The sequence below is a fragment of the Rhodanobacter sp. GW835-FHT13D09 genome, from assembly GCF_058793995.1.
The window spans coordinates 35,777-52,931 of sequence record NZ_JBXAGL010000002.1 but is presented as its reverse complement, the minus strand read 5'-3'; the positions used below and the strand labels follow the sequence as shown (position 1 = coordinate 52,931).

The window sequence follows — 17,155 nt, the reverse complement described above, 5'->3', positions numbered from 1 at the left end:
CATGCCCATTCCCGCCGCCCCTCGCCGGCTCGCCCTCGCCACTTCCGCGGACCATCCATCGGTCCAACCCGACGACGCGCATCTGGCCGCCACGCTGGAGCAGCTCGGCCTGCCGCCGACGGTCTGCGTGTGGAACGACCCGGCGGTGGACTGGTCGGCGTTCGACGCGGTACTGATCCGCACCATCTGGGATTACTTCAAGCACCACGCGGCGTTCCTGCATTGGCTGGACCGGCTCGATGCGCTGGGCGTCCCCACCATCAACGACAGCGCGCTGCTGCGCTGGAACAGCGACAAGCACTACCTGCTCGAACTGGCGCAGCACGGCGTCGCCATCATCCCCACCCGGCTGGCCGATGCCGCCGCGCTGCCTGGCGTGCTGGCGGCGATGCCGGGGCAGCCGGTGGTGATCAAGCCCAGCGTCAGCGGCAGCGCCTGGCACACGCTGCGCGGCACCGCCGGCGACGCGGCGTTCGCCGATGCCGTGGCGCAACTGCCGCACGAACACCACTACCTGGTGCAGCCTTTCGTGCCGGAAATCGTCAACGAGGGCGAATGGTCGCTGCTGTATTTCGCCGGCACATTCGGCCATGCGGTGATCAAGCGCCCGGCCGCGGGCGACTACCGCGTGCAGGGCGAGTACGGCGGCAGCGCCGAGCCGGCGCAGCCCGACGCCGCGATCCTGGCCGCCGCCGATCGAGCGCTGGCCGCGCTGGCGGCGCTCGGCCACGGCAACCACGCCTACCTGCGCGTGGATGGCGTGGTCAGCGGCGGCGACTTCCTGGTGATGGAGCTGGAACTGATCGAGCCGTTCCTGCACCTGGCCAGGCATCCGGCGGCGGCAGAGCGGCTGGCGCGGGAAGTGGCCGCGCGGATCGACCGCCCGCAGGCGACCATGGTGGCCCGTGCACGCTGAGCCGCCGCAGCGGCAAGACGACGCCGCGCGTTCGCCGCCGCACTGGCTGCGCCTGGCCTCGTGGGGCGGTTCGCTGGCGGCATTCGCGCTGGCGGCGTGGCTGCTGCAGCGCTACGTCACCGGGCTGTCGTGGCGCGAGGTGGTGGCCGCCTGGGCGCAGCTGCCGCCGCGGCACATCGCAGCCTCGGTCATCGCTGCGGCGGTCAGCCTGGCGATGCTGGCGCTGTTCGACGTGCTGGCGGCGCGCACGGCGGTGGGCGATCGTGTCTCCGCGCGGCTGGCGGCGTTCGCCGGCGCGGTCACCCAGGGCATCTCGAACACGCTGGGCTTCCATGCGATCACTGGCGCCGCGCTGCGCTACCGCATCTATGCGGCGGTCGGGTTGGGCGCCGGCGACATCGCGCGCATCGTGGCCCTGGCCGGGCTCGGCGTGGGGTTGGGTTTCGCCGTGGTGATCGCCGGCGCGCTGTGCTGGCAGCCGCAGATCACGCAAGGCTGGGGCCGCTGGCCGGGCATGGCGCTGATCCTGCTGCTGCTCGCCCTGCTGGGCTGGCTGGCGCGACCGCGCACGCTCGCGCTGGGGCGGCTGACACTGCCGCTGCCGGGCGCCGCCACCGCGGCGGCGCAGATGCTGATCGGCGGCGTGGAGATGCTGGCCGCGATCAGCGCGCTGTACGTGCTGCTGCCGGCCGGCGCGGCGCCGCCGTTCGTCGATTTCCTGCCGATCTACGTCGGCGCGGTGCTGGCCGGCATCGTGAGTCACGCCCCGGGCGGCCTGGGCGTGTTCGAGACGATCATGCTGGCCTCGTTTCCGCCCGAGGCGCGCGCCGACCTGCTCGCCGCGATGCTGTGCTACCGGCTGACCTACAACCTGCTGCCGTTCGCGCTGGCCAGCGCGGCGCTGGCCGGCTTCGAATGGCGCCTGCGGCGATCGGCGCGGCATCACTGCTGACATCCGCCGACGGCGCACGCCTCTAGAATCGACGCATCGCCCCCATGGTTGTCCGCGTGTCCGCCTCGCCGCGCAAGATCCTCCACGTCGACATGGACGCGTTCTACGCGTCGGTGGAGCAGCGCGACGACCCCTCGCTGCGCGGCAAGCCGGTGGCGGTGGCATGGCGTGGCGCTCGCTCGGTGGTGTGCGCGGCCAGTTACGAGGCGCGCGTGTTCGGCGTGCGCTCGGCGATGCCGGCGATCCGTGCCGAGCGGCTGTGCCCGCAGCTGATCTTCGTGCCGCCGGATTTCACGCGCTACAAGGCGGTGTCGCGGCAGGTACGCGAGATCTTCGCACGGCACACCGGGCTGATCGAGCCGCTGTCGCTGGACGAGGCCTACCTCGACGTCACCGTGACGCGGAGCGGCCTGGGTTCGGCCACCGCCACCGCCGAGGCGATCCGCGCGGCGATCCGCGAGGAGACGCAGTTGACCGCCTCGGCCGGGGTGGCGCCGAACAAGTTCCTGGCCAAGATCGCCTCGGACTTCCGCAAGCCCGACGGCCTGTTCGTGATCCGGCCGCACCAGGTCGAGGCCTTCCTCACCCCGCTGCCGGTGGGCCGCCTGCCCGGCGTGGGCAAAGTGATGGAGGCGAAGCTGGCCGCGCTCGGCATCGCCACCGTGGGCGAACTGCGCGCGTACGCGCAGGCCGAACTGGAGCAGCGCTTCGGCCGCTGGGGCCGCCGCCTGCACGAACTGGCACGCGGCATCGACGAGCATCCGGTGCAGCCAGAACGACCCACCCTGTAGATCTCCGCCGAAGACACCTTCGAGCACGATCTGCTGCTGGAGGAACTCGAACCGCATATCCGCCGGCTGGCCCAGAAGGCCTGGGCGGGTTATCAGCACGAACACGCTCGCGTCGCACGCACGGTGGTGCTGAAACTGAAGACCTCGGACTTCCATACCCTGACCCGCAGCCTCACGCCGGCGCAACGCCCGCAATCCGCCGCCGAACTGGCCGGCATCGCCTGCAGCCTGCGCGAACGCGTCGAACGGCCGGCCGAAAGCCGCTACCGCCTGGTCGGCGTGGGCCTGGCCGGTTTCGTCGATCGCGACAGTTACCAGGCGCAGGCGGACCTGTTCGGCGACGGCTGACGCGATGCACGCGCCGGCGGCGGCTCAGCCGGGCACCGCCGGCGTGACGCGGGTCTCACGCAGCTTCTTGCGCATATCCGCCATTCATCCTGCCGGGCGGACACGGCCCTATCGTGGGCACGCCATGCGCCGCATGGCCATATCAAACAGAGGATACGCCATGACCAAGACCATCACCGCCGTCCTGATTGCCGCCGCGTTTGCCCTGCCGATCTCGTTTGCCGTTGCCGCTCCGCAACACGGTGCAGGTGGCCACACTCCCCCCAGCGCCCCGTCCACGCACATGAACCAGGATATGCATGGCGACGCGGTATCCGATGCAGCGAAGGCGGCGAAGGCCGACGACACCAATGTCGGCAAGGCCGTCAGCCAGGTCGCCAGCGACAAGAACCAGGACGCGCATGGTGATGCCGTGTCCAATGCCGCGCACGAAGCGAAGGCGAACGACACCAACGTCGGCAAGGCCGTCAGCCCGGTCGCCAACGACAAGAACAAGGGCAAGCACGAAGCCAAGGGCCACTCGAAGACCCACCACCACCATCACTGAGCATCCCGCGCTGCTACGCACAGCGAGGGGCCGGATCGCACGATCCAGCCCCTCGGTCTCCTGTCCCATCGTCACGCCATCGCTTCGGCGGCGTGTTCACCCGGAAGGGTGCGGGACGCATCACGCCTGGCGGTCGCGGCCGAAGCGCGGCAGGTTCCAGTGGTAGTGCAACGACGCGAAGCGCAGCCCGAAGCAGAACAGGATCGGCAGCCAGGTCGCCCATACCGCGGGCCATCGCAGGTACTCGCCGACCACCGCCAGCGCCGCGCCGGCGAGTGCGGCCAGCGCGTAGATCTCCTTCTGCAACACGACCGACACACGCGCCAGCAGCATGTCGCGCGCCATGCCGCCGCCGACCGCAGTGACCATGCCTAGCAGGATCGCCACCTCCGCGTTGTGGCCGAACGCCAGCGCCTTGTGCGCGCCGTACACCGCGAACAGGCCCAGCCCCATCGCGTCGAACAGGCGCACCGGGTAAGTCAGCCGTTCCACCCAGCGGTATGCCACGATGGTGAGCACGGCCGCCACGACCGCGGTAAGCAGGTAGCGCCAGTCGGTGAGACCCGCTGGCGGGATCGCGCCGATGCACAGGTCGCGCACGATGCCACCGCCGCAGGCGGTGATATAGGCGATCACCAGGATGCCGAACACGTCGAGGTTGCAGCGCCGCGCCGCGGTCGCGCCGCTGATCGCGAACGCGAACGTGCCGGCCAGGTCCACCACGTTGAACAGCAGTTGCTCGTTCATGCTGCCGACCCGCTTCCTTCATGGCTCGCCGACCCGACGGCGGGCAACCGCCGTCAAATCTAGCCGATCCGCCGCGAGATCGCGAAGAACGCCAGGTTGCCCAACCCGGTCGCGCCGGCCAGCACGGCGATCAGGCCGGGGCTGACCTCGTGCCAGCCGAACCACTGGATCAGGCCGAAGCCGATCGCCAGCGCCACCAGCACGATGCCCCAGCGCAGCGAGGAGTGGCGCCGGCGCTGGTCCTCGTCGCGCAGGATCGAATTGACCAGGTCTTCCGAACCGCCGGCATTGACCATGTGCCGGCGCACCATGGCGTCGACGCAGACCTTGATCGAATAGGCGATGCAGACAAACAGGCTGATCGGGATGAGTTCGCCGAAATTCATGGTGCTCTCCTGGTGAAGGGATGTGATGGTGGCTGTCGGAAAGATGGATACAGCCGCCGCCGCGCCGGTTGCAGCCGTCCACTTGCAACCGCCCGCCGTCTGCGCGTATCCCTTGCCCATGGATGACATCCGCAGCAGCCCCGACCGCGAGCTGGTCGACGCCGTGCTGGCCCACCGGCCGGGCGCGTTCGAACGCCTCGTACGCGAGTACCAGGGGCTGTGCTGGCACATCATCCAGCGCATGGTGCGCAATCCGGAGGACACGCGCGAGCTGTGCCAGGACACCTTCCTGCGCGTGCACCAGTGCCTGCACCAGTACCGCCACGAGTGCGCGTTGAAATCCTGGATCGGGCGCGTGGCGTACACCATCGCGTTGCGCCACCTGCAGCACAAGCGCATTGCGCTGGTCGAACCAGCCGGCGCCGATGACGACTGTTCGCTGGTGGACAACATCGGCGACGGCTTCGACCTGGAAGCCGCCTGCGCGGACGCGGAAACGGCGCGGCACCTGCACGCGGCGATCGAGACGTTGCCGCCGTTGCAGCGCACGCTGTTGACCTTGTACTACCTTGAAGAAATGACCATCCCGGAGATCGCCCGGATCACCGGACTGGCCAGCGGCACCATCAAGAGCCACTTGTTCCGCTCACGTTTGCGCCTGCGCGGCGCGCTCGAAGCGCGGACCGGAGTTGCAGCATGAACCAGCACACCGACGACCCCATCCCTGCCTTCGACGACGACGCGCACGAGCGCGAATGGCTGGCACAGGAACGCGCGATGCGGCGCGAGCGCCTGCAGCTCGACCCCGCCGGCGACGATGCGCGCGGCCGGCGCTACCGCCTGCTCGCACGGGCGCTGCGCGAACCGCTGCCGGAGACGCTGCCGACAGATTTCGCGCAGCAGCTGGCCGCGCGGGTCGCGGCCGCTCCGGCCCGGCGGCCTGTCACCGGCGGTTCGTTCGAATCCGTGCTGACGCTGGCACTGGCCATCGCCCTGGCCGTTGCCGCAGGCGCAGTGGTGGCGATGTACGGCAGCACGTGGCTGCCATCGTTCGCCGCGCTCCTGCCGACCCCGCACGCACCGGCCATCCGCTGGCTGCTGGCGCTGACCGGCTGCCTCGGTGCGTCGTGGCTGCTGGGGCAGTGGCAACGGCACGTGCTGCACGGAAGGACGGACTGAAACGCCTGTTCCTGCGCACGAAACACGAGCCGGCTGCGTAGGGCGGACACTGTCCGCCGGCTCTTCGGGAAGCGACGGGAGCGGCGGGCGGTGCCCGCCCCACGGAGAACCTGCGTTACAGGTCCAGCACGGCATCGAGCCCGCGGTGCAGGCCGAGCAGGCCGGGTACCTTGCGGATCGCCAGCAGCGCGCCGTCCACGTAGGGCTTCGCGCTGCTGCCGGCGTTGTGGCGGATCGTCAGCGTCTGGTCCGGCATGCCGAAGACCGCCTCGGCGCCGATCACGAAACCCGGCAGGCGCAGCGCGTGCACCTGGCTGCCGGCCAGGGTGCCGCCGCGCGTCTCGCGCAGGCCGACGGTGCGCTCCAGCGGCACCTCCAGCTGTGGCTGGCGCACCTTGCCCATGCGCGTGGCCAGCTCGCGCACGGTGCCGCTGGGCGCATCCGGCTTGCCCGCGCTGGCGTAGTCGACGAGCTCCCACTGCGGGATCAGCTTCGCCGCCATCTCGGCGAACTTGATCAGCAGCACCGCGGTGAGCGCGAAGTTGCCGCAGGCCAGCACGCCGCGTTGCCGCTCGCGCGCCAGCGCGTCGATCTGCGCGTAGTCCTCATCGGTGAGGCCCGAGGTGCCGACCACCACGTGCGCGCCGCGTTCCAGCGCGGCGAGGATGTTCGCCTTCGCGCTGTCCGGATGGGTGTACTCGACGAACACGTCGCAGGGCTGCGCCAATGCTTCGGCGGCCGTGGCGAACACCGGCGCCGCCAGCCGCGGTTCGCCCAGCACGTCGCCGAGCAGTTGTCCGGCATGGCGACGCGACACCGCGCCGACCAGGCCGAGATCGTCGGTGGCGACGATACCGCGGGCCAGCTCGGAGCCGGCCCAGCCGGTGGCGCCGGCAAGGCATACCTTCAGCGACATGGCCACCTCCCCGTCAGGCGCACGCCGCACCGGAGCGCGACAGTGCGTTCACTTCTTCTTCGGCAGGTACAGGTCGGTGATGGTGCCTTCGTAGATTTCCGCCGCCATACCGACCGACTCGCCCAGGGTCGGATGCGGGTGGACGGTGAGCGCGATGTCGGCCGCCTCGCTGCCCATCTCGATCGCCAGCGCCAGTTCGGAGATCAGGTCGCCGGCGTGCACGCCGACGATGCCGGCGCCGACGATGCGGTGGGTTTCCTCGTCGAAGATCAGCTTGGTGAAACCCTCGGTGCGGTCGATGCCGATGGCGCGGCCCGAGGCCGCCCACGGGAACTTGCCCACGCCGACCTTCAGCCCCTTTTCCTTCGCCTCGCGCTCGGTCACGCCGACCCAGGCGATTTCCGGGTCGGTGAACGCCACCGACGGGATCACCCGCGCGTCGAAGTGGCGCTTGAGTCCCGCCACCGCTTCGGCGGCGACGTGCGCCTCGTGGGTGGCCTTGTGCGCCAGCATCGGCTGGCCGACCAGGTCGCCGATGGCGAAGATGTGCGGCACGTTGGTGCGCAGCTGCGTGTCGACGTTGATGAAGCCGCGCTCGGTCACCGCCACGCCGGCCTTGTCCGCGCCGATCTTGTTGCCGTTCGGCGAGCGGCCCACCGCGACCAGCACGCGGTCGAACAGCGTGGTCTCGGGAATGCTGTCGCCTTCGTAGCCGACCTCGATGCCCTTCTTGGTGGCCTTTGCGCTGACTACCTTGGTCTTCAGGTGCACGCCCTTGAGCTTGCCGCCCAGGCGCTTGGCCAGCGGCTTGATCAGGTCGGCGTCGGCGCCCGGGATCAGCTGGTCCATGAACTCGACCACGGTCACCGCGCTGCCCAGTGCGGCGTACACGGTGGCCATTTCCAGGCCGATGATGCCGCCGCCGACGACCAGCAGGTTCTTCGGCACGTCCTTCAGTTCCAGTGCGCCGGTGGAATCCATCACGCGCTCGTCGTCCCACGGGAACGCCGGCAGCTTCACCGACTGCGAGCCGGCGGCGATGATCGCGTGCTCGAAGCGGAGCAGCTTCACGCCGTCCTTCGTCTGGACCTCCATCTCATGCGGCGACACGAACGTGCCGCTGCCTTCGACCGTGCGCACCTTGCGCGCCTTGGCCATGCCGGCAAGGCCGCCGGTGAGCTGGCCGACCACCTTGCTCTTGAAGCTGCGCAGCTTGTCGATGTCGATTTTCGGTGCACCGAACGTGACGCCGTGCGCGGCCATCGCTTCGGCCTCGTCGATCACCGCCGCGGCATGCAGCAGCGCCTTGGACGGGATGCAGCCCACGTTGAGGCAGACGCCGCCGAGGCTGGCATAGCGCTCCACCAGCACGGTGTCGACGCCGAGGTCGGCGGCGCGGAACGCGGCGCTGTAGCCGCCGGGGCCGGAGCCGAGCACGACCAGCTTGCATTCGATGTCGGCCTTGCGGCCGGTGCCAGCCGCCGCCTGCGGCATCACATCGCGCCCTCCCCTGCTGGCAGGGGAGGGCGGGGGAGGGGTGGCCGCCGGAACGGCGGCCGTCGTCGGTGCAGCGGCCTTGGGCGCTTCCGCTTTCGCGGCTTCCGCCGGTGCCGCAGCAGCCTCGCCGGCAACCTCCAGCACGGCAATCAGCGCCCCCTCGGAAACCTCATCGCCCACCTTGAGCTTCATTTCCCTGATCACGCCGGCGGCGCTGGAGGGAATCTCCATGGTCGCCTTGTCCGACTCCAGGGTGATCAGGCTCTGCTCCTTCGCCACCGTGTCGCCGGCTTTCACCAGCACCTCGATCACCGGCACGTTGTCGTGGCCGCCGATATCGGGAACCTTGATCTCGATCGTGTTCGCCATCGTCGTCGCCTCCGGTCAGAGCAGCAGCCGGCGGATGTCGCCGAGCTGGTTGGCGAGGAAGCTGGCGAAGCGCGCGGCGAGCGCGCCGTCGATCACCCGGTGGTCGTACGACAGCGACAAGGGCAGGATCAGCCGCGGCGCGAACTCCTTGCCGTTCCACACCGGCCTGGTCACCGACTTGGAGACGCCGAGGATGGCCACTTCCGGCGCGTTGACGATCGGCGTGAAGTAGGTGCCGCCGATGCCGCCGAGCGAGCTGATCGAGAAGCAGCCGCCGGACATCTCGGCCGGGCCGAGCTTCTTGTCGCGTGCCTTCTTCGAGATCTCGGCGAGATCACGGGCCAGGTCGAGCAGGCCCTTCTTGTCGCAATCGCGGATCACCGGCACCACCAGGCCGTCGGGCGTGTCCACCGCGATGCCGATGTGGAAGTACTTCTTCAGGATCAGCTTCTCGCCCGACTCGTCGAGCGAGGCGTTGAACTGCGGGAACGCCTTCAGCGCGGCCACCACCGCCTTGATCTGGAACACCAGCGGGCTGATCTTGAGGTCCCCGCCCTTGTCGGACTTCTGCTCGGCGCCTAGCTGCTTGCGGAACGCCTCCATCTCGGTGATGTCGGCGTCCTCGTGCTGGGTGACGTGCGGGATCATCGCCCAGTTGCGCGCCAGGTTCGCGCCGGAGATCTTCTGGATGCGGGTGAGCGGTTTTTCCTCGATCTCGCCGAACTTGGCGAAGTCGACCTTCGGCCACGGCAGCAGGTTCAGGCCGCCCACCGAGGCGGCGGCGCCGGCCACCGGACGCGCGCCGGAAGCGAGCGCGTGCTTGACGTAGGCGCTGACGTCCTCGCGCTGGATGCGGCCGCCGCGGCCGCTGCCCTTGACCTGCTGGATGTCCACGCCCAGCTCGCGCGCGAAGGCGCGGATCGCCGGGCTGGCGTACGGCGCGTCGCCGGGCATCACGATGCTGGCGTCCATCGGCGGGCGCGCCCGAGGCGGCATGTCGCCCTCGGGCGCGTTGCCCGGCTGCGCGCCCTGGCCGGCGATCGGCGCGGGCTTCGGTTCGGCAGGTACTGGTGCAGGCGCGGGAGCGACCTGGGTCGAAGCTGGGGTCAGGGTCGGGGCGGGCGCCGCTGCGGCGGGCTTGGTGGCGACAGCTTCGGCGGCTGCACCATCGGCCTCGATGACCGCGATCACCGCGCCCTCGGAAACCTCGTCGCCCACCTTCAGCTTCATTTCCTTCACCGTGCCAGCGAACGGCGAAGGCACTTCCATGGTCGCCTTGTCCGATTCCAGCGTGATCAGGCTCTGTTCCTTCTCCACCCGGTCGCCGGCCTTGACCAGCACTTCGATGACGGGAACGTCCGCATGCCCGATATCGGGAACGCGGGCTTCTTTGAGGTCGGCCATGGTGACTCCTGCGGGCGATGGCGTGCCGCTCGGGGATGGCGGCCGCATACAAGAGTTCAATCATAACGAAGGCAGGGCCGATCCGTATGCCCGGATCGTGGGTCGCTGTGCCATTTACCATGCGCATACGTATGCATGACCTTGAGCGCACGCACGAAGCCGCCCCCTTCCCGTAACCTGACCCGCACGACCATGCCGCGCGGCGGCGCAGGAAAACCCCCATGCTGACCATTCGCGACCTGTCGAAGACCTACGCCAACGGCGTGCGGGCGCTGCGCGGCGTGTCGCTGGACATCCCCAGCGGCATGTTCGGCCTGCTCGGCCCGAACGGCGCCGGCAAGTCGTCGCTGATGCGCACGATCGCCACGCTGCAGGATCCGGACGAGGGCACGATCCGGCTGGGCGGGACGGACCTGCTGGCCGACAAGCAGGCCACCCGCCGCCTGCTCGGCTACCTGCCGCAGGAATTCGGCGTCTACCCGAAGGTGTCGGCCGAGGCGATGCTGGAGCACTTCGCCGTGCTCAAGGGCGTCACCGCGAAGGCCGAGCGGCGCGAGCTGGTGGAATCGCTGCTGCGCCAGGTGAACCTGTGGGACGTGCGCAAGCGCAAGCTCGGCACCTACTCCGGCGGCATGCGCCAGCGCTTCGGCATCGCCCAGGCGCTGATCGGCGACCCGCGGCTGGTGATCGTGGACGAACCCACCGCCGGACTCGACCCGGAGGAACGCAACCGCTTCCTCAACCTGCTGGCCGAGATCGGCGAGCGGGTGGTGGTGATCCTGTCCACCCACATCGTGGAGGACGTCACCGGTCTTTGCCCGCGCATGGCGATCATCGGCCAGGGCCAGCTGCTGCTCGCCGGCGAGCCGGTCGAGGCGATCCGCTCGCTCGAAGGCCGCGTCTGGCGACGCACGATCGACAAGGCCGAACTGGATGGCTACCGCGCCCGCATGAACATCCTGTCCACCCGCCTCGCCGGCGGCCGCACCCTGCTGCACGTGCTGGCCGACGCGCTGCCGGAAGAAGGCTTCGAACCCGTCGCGCCCGACCTGGAGGACGTCTACTTCGGCCGCCTGCGCGCGCAGGCCACCGCTCGCGCCGCCTGACGCCATCTTCGAAACACGGACGGGAATGCCGATGTTCTTCGAGATACTTCGTTTCGAACTGCGCCAGCAGCTCAGGGCGCCGCTGTTCTGGATCGTCGCGGTGGTGTTCGGCGCGCTGGCGTTCGCGCTGGCCAGCACCGATGCGGTGATCGTCGGCGGCGCCAGCGGCAACGTGCTGCGCAACGCGCCGCTGGTGACCGCGCGGCTGCTCGGCGTGCTCACCGTGCTCAGCACCTTCCTGGTCACCGTGTTCGTGGCCGGTGCGGCGCTGCGCGATTTCGACCAGCGCACGTCCGAACTGTTCTTCGCCACGCCGATCAGCCGCGGCGCCTACCTCGGTGGCCGCTTCGCCGCCGGCTATCTCGCCGCACTGGCGGTCATGCTGGCCTGCGCGCTGGGCCTGGCCATCGGCGGCCTGATGCCGTGGATCGACGCGGCGCGGCTGGGCCCGGCGAGCTGGCACGGCTACGCGTGGGCGTTCGGCGTGATGGTGGTGCCGGACCTGCTGTTCATCGCCGCGCTGCTGTTCCTGCTCGCCACCACCACGCGCTCGCTGCTGGCCACCTACATCGGCCTGATCGTCTACTTCGTGCTGAACTCCGTGGTCGCCCTGCTGACCCGCGACGTCAACAACCACGTCATCGCCGCCATGCTCGACCCGTTCGGCGGCCGCACCCTGGCCCTGGTCACGCGCTACTGGTCGGCGGACCAGGCCAACCACGAGCTGCCGGCGCTGGGCGGCGTGCTGCTGTTCAACCGCGTGCTGTGGGGCGCGGTGGGCGTGGCCATGCTGGGTGCCGCCGTGGCGCTGTTCCGGCCGAACCGCGAAGGCCTGCAACTGCCGCGGCGCAGGAAGCGGACGGAGCCGCCGATGCTGCGCCCGCAGGCCGGCGCCGCCGCGCTGGCGCTGCCGAAGGTGCGGCTGGCCGACGACCTGCGCGCGCACCTGCTGCAACTGCGCACGCAGTCCGCGTTCGACACCCTGGGCGTGCTGCGCGGGGCGCCGTTCCTGATCATGCTGGCGCTCGGCTTGTTCAACCTGGTCTTCGCGCTGGCGCTGTCCAGCCGGATCTACGGCACCGCCACCTGGCCGGTGACGCACCAGGTGCTGGAGAACGTGCGCGGCGGCTTCCAGTGGCTGCTGTACATCATCATCACGTTCTACGCCGGCGAACTGGTGTGGCGCGAGCGCAGCCAGCGCTCGGCCGAGGTCACGGACGCGTTCCCGGCGCCGGACTGGGTACCGCTGACCGCCAAGCTGGGCGCGCTGCTGGCGGTGATCGCCGCGTTCCTGCTGGTCGGCGCCGTGGTGGGCATCGGCTGGCAGCTCGGCCACGGCTACACGCAGCTGGAACCGGGGCTGTACCTGGCCACGCTGGCGCTGAACGCGATCCCGTTCGTGCTGCTGGCGGTGCTGGCACTGTTCCTGCAGGTGGTCGCCAACAACAAGTTTCTCGGCTACCTGCTGACCATCGTGTGGCTGGTGCTGGGCACGATCGGCTTCGACCTGCTGCACTGGGAGCAGAACCTGTACAACTACGGCAGCGCGCCGGGCCTGCCGTACTCGGACATGAACGGCTTCGGCCATTTCCTCCCGGCCGTGCTGTGGTTTGATTTCTACTGGGGCTGCCTGGCTGTGGCGCTGCTGGTGCTGGCCGCGCTGCTCTGGGTGCGCGGCACGGAGCCTTCGTGGCGCGAACGCCTGCGCGAGGCGCGCGCGCGGCTGCGTGCGATGGCGAAGATCGTGCTGGCCACGGCGCTGCTCGCGTTCCTCGGCAGCGGCTCCTGGATCTACTACAACACCAACGTGCTGAACCGCTTCCAGAGCAGCGTGGCGAAGACGATCCGGCGTGCCGACTACGAGAAGAAGTACGCGAAGTACAAGGACCTGCCGCAGCCGCGCATCACCGCGGTGAAAGCCGACGTGGACATCTTCCCGTACCGGCGCCGGCTGGAGATCCGCGGGCGTTACACCCTGGTCAACAAGCACGACGACCCGATCAGCGAGCTGCACTTGAACTTCGCCGACGGGTTCACCGTGAAGTCGTTGGCGTTCGCGCCGCACGACACGGTCAGCGCGGACAAGGAGCTCGGCTACAGCATCTACCGGCTGAAGACGCCGCTGGCGCCGGGCGCGTCGATGAGCTTCGACTTCGCGCTGGAATATGCCCCGCAGGGCTTCACCAACAGCCCGGAAGGCCAGTTTCTCGCCCACAACGGCAGCTTCTTCAACAACACGGTAATGCCGCAGTTCGGCTACCAGACGCGGACGCAGCTCACCGACCGCAACGACCGCCGCAAGTACGGGCTTTCCGCCGAAGTGCCGCGGATGCCGAAGCTGGGCGACGAGAAGGCACGTGCGAACACCTACATCAGCAACGACGCGGACTGGATCAGCTTCGACACCACCGTCTCCACCGCATCCGACCAGATCGCCATCGCGCCGGGCACGCTGCAGAAGGAGTGGACGGCCAACGGCCGGCGCTATTTCCACTACACAATGACCCAGGACGGCAGGAACCAGCCGATGCTGCCGTTCTTCTCTTACCTGTCGGCGCGCTACACAGTGAAGCACGAGGTGTGGAAGGGCGTGGACATCGCGGTGTACTACAACCCCGCGCACGCCTGGAACGTGGAGCGGATGATCCAGGGCGCGAAGGACGCGCTGGACTACTACGACGCGAACTTCACGCCGTACCAGTTCAGGCAGCTGCGCATCCTGGAGTTCCCGAACTACGCCGGCTTCGCGCAGTCGTTCGCCAACACCATCCCGTACTCCGAGTCGATCGGCTTCATCGCCGACCTGCGCGACAAGAGCAAGATCGACTACGTCTACTACGTCACCGCGCACGAAGTGGCGCACCAGTGGTGGGCGCACCGGGTGATCGGCGCGAACATGCAGGGCTCGACCATGCTCAGCGAATCGCTGGCGCAGTATTCGGCGCTGATGGTGATGAAGCACAAGTACGGCGCCGACCAGATGCACAAGTTCCTGAAATACGAACTGGACGGCTATCTGGCTGGCCGCGCCACCGAGAGACTGGCCGAGGAGCCGCTGGCCAAGGTGGAGAACCAGCAGTACATCCACTACCGGAAAGGCTCGCTGGTGTTCTACGCGCTGCAGGACTACGTCGGCGAAGGCACGCTGAACGCGATGCTGAAGCAGTTCCTGCTCGACAAGGGTTTCCAGCAGCCGCCCTACACCACCTCGCGGGAGTTCATGGACGCACTGGCGAAGGCCGTCGATCCGAAGTGGAAGGGGCTGCTGGACGATTTCTTCTGGAAGATCACCCTGTTCGACAACCGCCTCATCGACGCCAGCGCGAAGCCGCTGCCGGGCGGCAGGTACGAGGTGACCCTGCAGGTGCACGCCGGCAAGGTCCATGTCGACGGCACCGGCAAGGAGACCGCGGCGAAGCCGGATATCCCGATCGAGGTCGGCGTATTCGCCGCCTCGCCCGGCGATGGCAGGGACGGCAAGCCGCTGTACCTGGAGAAGCGCCTGCTGCCCGACGGCGACAGCACGCTCACCGTCACCGTGGACGGCAGGCCCGCGCTGGCCGGCATCGACCCGTACAACGAGCTGATCGACAAGGTCTCCAGCGACAACCGCCGCGCGGTGACGGTGCCGTAGGCTCAGTCGGCCTTCGGCGCACCCCGCACCAGGGTGACTTCCTGCGGACCCGCCGGGACGCTGATCTGCCGCGCATCGATCTGCCGCTTGATCGCGTGCAGCAGGTCGGTCTGCGTGCTCCAGTTGTCGACACTGCGGGTCCAGCCGCGCAGCACCAGGTTCACCGTCTGCGGGACCAGGCCCTCGATCCACACGCCGGGGGCCGGCTCCTTCAGGATCCGCGCGTCCGCAGCCATCAGTTGCGTGATCATCGCCATCACCCGGTCGGTGTCGTCGCGGTAGGCGATGCCGAGCTTCAGCTCGAAGCGCCGCGAGCCCAGGCGGTTGTAGTTGAGGATGACATCGCCGCCGATCTTCGCGTTCGGCAGGATCGCCTCGCGATTGTCCGGCAGGATCAGCTGCGTATGCATCAGATTGATGGCATGCACCGTGCCTTCGCTGCCGCCGGCGCTCACGTAGTCGCCGACCCGGAACGGCCGGAACACCACCAGCAACACGCCCCAGGCCAGATTGCTGAGCGAACCCTGCAGGGCCAGGCCGATCGCCAGCCCGGCGGTGCCGAGCGCGGCGACCATCGGCGCCGAGGGCACACCCAGCACGCCCAGCGCGGTCACCAGCAGCAGCGCAACCAGCACACCGTAGGTGAGGTTGCGCAGGAAGCCGCTGAGCGTGGAATCGAAGTTGGCGCGACCCAGCGCACCCTGCACGACATTGGCCAGCCGGCGCGCCACCCACATGCCGACCAGCAGCACCAGCAGGGCAGCGAGCAGATGCAGACCGATCTGCATCGCCTGGTCGGAGTAGGCAGACATCGCACGAGCCACTGCCGGCGCGACGGAAACATCGGACATGGTCTCGCCTTCCGCAAAAAAACCGGAGGCCAGCCTAGCAGGAGAACCGCGACGACACTGCCGTCGCGGACGCCCCCATGGACGGCTAGAGCCGGCGATCCTCGATCTCGCTGACCCGACCGTCGACGATGGTCACCACCGTCGTGTGGTCGCCGCGGCGGTAACGCCACTGTTCGCCGCCCTGGTGCCTGTCCACCACGCGGACGCCGCCGCGGCGGCCGTGACGACGCGCCTTGGGTGCGTGCGATTTCGACGAGGGCTTGCCCAGCAGCTCGACCACCCGCTCGCGGCTGTCGCCGGCGGCAAGCACCTGGTTGCCGACGCGCAAGGTGCTGGAGGCGTGCGCGGCGGCACTGAACGCGAGCAACGCGATGACGAGACGAATGCGCATGACCTGCTCCCTGGCCTGATTGGAATGGACTGCCTGCAATCGCGGAACCCGCGGATCGCGCTGACGCTCAGAAGCCGGCGCCCGGCTGCGCCAGGTAGTGCATTTCCTCCGGCGTACCGCGGCGATCGAGTGCAGCGTTGCGGTGCGGAAAGCGGCCGAAGCGCGCGATCACCTCGGCATGGCGCCGAGCATAGTCCAGGAAATCCTCGAACAGCTGGCGCTGTTCCGCCGGCACGTCGGCGCACAACGCTTCGAACAGCGCCACCGATCGCTGCTGCAATGCCCGGTCTTCCGCGTGTTCCAGCGGCAGGTAGGCGAATACGCGCCGCAGGGGCGGCAGTTGCCGGTCGTCGCCGCGGGCCAGGCCCGACAGCGCGAGGCGCTGTGCCCTGACGTCCCGTGTCCACGCGCGCGCATCGCCGCGGTACAGGTTGCGCGGGCACTGGTCGAGCAGGATCAGCAGGGCCAACCAACCGGCCGGCGTGGCGGCCCAGTCGTCCAGCCCGCCGGCCGCGGCAGCTGCCGCGGCAGCGCCGAAGCGCATGCGGATCCGCGCGTCGAACGCGGCGTCGGCGGCAAACCAGTGCGCCTGGTTCGCTTCGTCGAACCAGAAATCGAGTACGTCCTGTGCGGTCGTGGGCATCATCGCTCGGATCAATAGCGGGCGGTGCCGGCCAGGCTGTGCATGTCCAGGTGGATGCCGAGCAGGCGCGGCAGTTGCCGCCGCAGGACCAGCGCCGGTGCCGGCGGGGCGATCGCGATGGCGTGTTCGAAACGGTGCAGCAGGTTGCTTTCGCCATGGGCCAGCACGCGCAGCCACGCCTGGTCGCGGCGGCCGGCGGCATGCACCAGCCAGCCGACCAGATGCCGGTGGACGACGCCACGCCAGCTGCCGCGCAGGCAGGCCCGGCCGCCAGCGCGCGACTGCGCCTGCAGGTCGGCGATCAGCAGGTCCAGCGTCCGTGCGTTGTCGCTCAGCACCATGCGCAGGCCCGGTTCGCACACCCTCGCGGCATGCCGGTACAGCTGGCGCAGGTCGATGCTGCGCCGGGTCAGTGCATGGCAGGTGGATGCTTGCGGGCGCCGCGGCATGGCCGCCTCCGGGCGGTGGGTGGCTGGTC

Annotated in this window: 16 protein-coding genes and 1 pseudogene; 8 read left to right on the top strand and 9 right to left on the bottom strand. The window is 69.2% G+C overall.

Features of this window, described 5'->3' with window-relative positions; translation table 11 throughout:
- Position 1 precedes the first annotated feature (1 nt).
- From AC1Q5A_RS03085 to AC1Q5A_RS03070, 4 genes and pseudogenes are all read left to right on the top strand, one after another.
- Complete coding sequence (locus AC1Q5A_RS03085) at positions 2-916, top strand: ATP-grasp domain-containing protein (RefSeq protein WP_492698217.1); 915 nt, start codon at positions 2-4, stop codon at positions 914-916.
- On the top strand, positions 906-1,868 hold the full coding sequence (locus AC1Q5A_RS03080) for a UPF0104 family protein (RefSeq protein ID WP_492698215.1): 963 nt from the start codon (positions 906-908) through the stop codon (positions 1,866-1,868). Before AC1Q5A_RS03085 ends, AC1Q5A_RS03080 begins: the two co-directional genes overlap by 11 nt.
- 44 nt (positions 1,869-1,912) lie before the next feature.
- Positions 1,913-3,007: pseudogene (gene dinB / locus AC1Q5A_RS03075) on the top strand (DNA polymerase IV).
- Positions 3,008-3,167: 160 nt separating this feature from the next.
- Positions 3,168-3,554: a hypothetical protein gene (locus AC1Q5A_RS03070; RefSeq protein WP_492698213.1), complete on the top strand. Its 387-nt coding sequence runs from the start codon at positions 3,168-3,170 to the stop codon at positions 3,552-3,554.
- 120 nt (positions 3,555-3,674) lie between these two features.
- Here the strand turns inward: AC1Q5A_RS03070 and AC1Q5A_RS03065 are convergent, their stop codons facing one another.
- Entirely contained in the window at positions 3,675-4,301 is a 627-nt protein-coding gene (locus AC1Q5A_RS03065) for a trimeric intracellular cation channel family protein (protein ID WP_492698211.1), read from the bottom strand.
- Between the two features lie 59 nt (positions 4,302-4,360).
- Positions 4,361-4,687, bottom strand: coding sequence for a hypothetical protein (locus AC1Q5A_RS03060; protein ID WP_492698209.1), 327 nt, complete (start codon positions 4,685-4,687; stop codon positions 4,361-4,363).
- A gap of 118 nt (positions 4,688-4,805) precedes the next feature.
- On the opposite strand from AC1Q5A_RS03060, the gene AC1Q5A_RS03055 reads away from it, so the two are divergent.
- Positions 4,806-5,387: an RNA polymerase sigma factor gene (locus AC1Q5A_RS03055; RefSeq protein WP_492698207.1), complete on the top strand. Its 582-nt coding sequence runs from the start codon at positions 4,806-4,808 to the stop codon at positions 5,385-5,387.
- Positions 5,384-5,866, top strand: a complete 483-nt coding sequence (locus tag AC1Q5A_RS03050; RefSeq protein WP_492698205.1) for a hypothetical protein — start codon at positions 5,384-5,386, stop codon at positions 5,864-5,866. Before AC1Q5A_RS03055 ends, AC1Q5A_RS03050 begins: the two co-directional genes overlap by 4 nt.
- A gap of 115 nt (positions 5,867-5,981) precedes the next feature.
- Here the strand turns inward: AC1Q5A_RS03050 and dapB are convergent, their stop codons facing one another.
- The 3 genes from dapB to aceF are packed head-to-tail and all read right to left on the bottom strand — an operon-like array spanning position 5,982 to position 10,100.
- On the bottom strand, positions 5,982-6,782 hold the full coding sequence (gene dapB, locus AC1Q5A_RS03045) for a 4-hydroxy-tetrahydrodipicolinate reductase (protein WP_492698203.1): 801 nt from the start codon (positions 6,780-6,782) through the stop codon (positions 5,982-5,984).
- A 48-nt stretch (positions 6,783-6,830) separates the two neighbouring features.
- Positions 6,831-8,648, bottom strand: coding sequence for a dihydrolipoyl dehydrogenase (gene lpdA, locus AC1Q5A_RS03040; protein ID WP_492698202.1), 1,818 nt, complete (start codon positions 8,646-8,648; stop codon positions 6,831-6,833).
- A gap of 15 nt (positions 8,649-8,663) precedes the next feature.
- Entirely contained in the window at positions 8,664-10,100 is a 1,437-nt protein-coding gene (gene aceF / locus AC1Q5A_RS03035) for a dihydrolipoyllysine-residue acetyltransferase (RefSeq protein WP_492698200.1), read from the bottom strand.
- A 173-nt stretch (positions 10,101-10,273) separates the two neighbouring features.
- On the opposite strand from aceF, the gene AC1Q5A_RS03030 reads away from it, so the two are divergent.
- Both AC1Q5A_RS03030 and AC1Q5A_RS03025 read left to right on the top strand, forming a co-directional pair.
- The gene (locus tag AC1Q5A_RS03030) at positions 10,274-11,158 is read left to right on the top strand and encodes an ABC transporter ATP-binding protein (protein WP_492698198.1); all 885 of its coding nucleotides are present in this window, start codon (positions 10,274-10,276) and stop codon (positions 11,156-11,158) included.
- Positions 11,159-11,189: 31 nt separating this feature from the next.
- Entirely contained in the window at positions 11,190-14,792 is a 3,603-nt protein-coding gene (locus AC1Q5A_RS03025; RefSeq protein ID WP_492698196.1) for an ABC transporter permease/M1 family aminopeptidase, read from the top strand.
- Between the two features lie 2 nt (positions 14,793-14,794).
- On the opposite strand, the gene AC1Q5A_RS03020 is transcribed toward AC1Q5A_RS03025, so the two are convergent.
- From AC1Q5A_RS03020 to AC1Q5A_RS03005, 4 genes are all read right to left on the bottom strand, one after another.
- The gene (locus tag AC1Q5A_RS03020) at positions 14,795-15,643 is read right to left on the bottom strand and encodes a mechanosensitive ion channel family protein (RefSeq protein ID WP_492698194.1); all 849 of its coding nucleotides are present in this window, start codon (positions 15,641-15,643) and stop codon (positions 14,795-14,797) included.
- 85 nt (positions 15,644-15,728) lie between these two features.
- Positions 15,729-16,034 carry a DUF2845 domain-containing protein gene (locus AC1Q5A_RS03015; RefSeq protein ID WP_492698192.1) on the bottom strand — a complete coding sequence of 102 codons (306 nt, stop codon included), beginning with the start codon at positions 16,032-16,034 and terminating at the stop codon, positions 15,729-15,731.
- A gap of 67 nt (positions 16,035-16,101) precedes the next feature.
- Complete coding sequence (locus AC1Q5A_RS03010) at positions 16,102-16,677, bottom strand: DUF924 family protein (RefSeq protein WP_492698190.1); 576 nt, start codon at positions 16,675-16,677, stop codon at positions 16,102-16,104.
- An 11-nt stretch (positions 16,678-16,688) separates the two neighbouring features.
- The gene (locus AC1Q5A_RS03005) at positions 16,689-17,126 is read right to left on the bottom strand and encodes a DUF2383 domain-containing protein (RefSeq protein WP_492698188.1); all 438 of its coding nucleotides are present in this window, start codon (positions 17,124-17,126) and stop codon (positions 16,689-16,691) included.
- Positions 17,127-17,155: the final 29 nt, after the last annotated feature.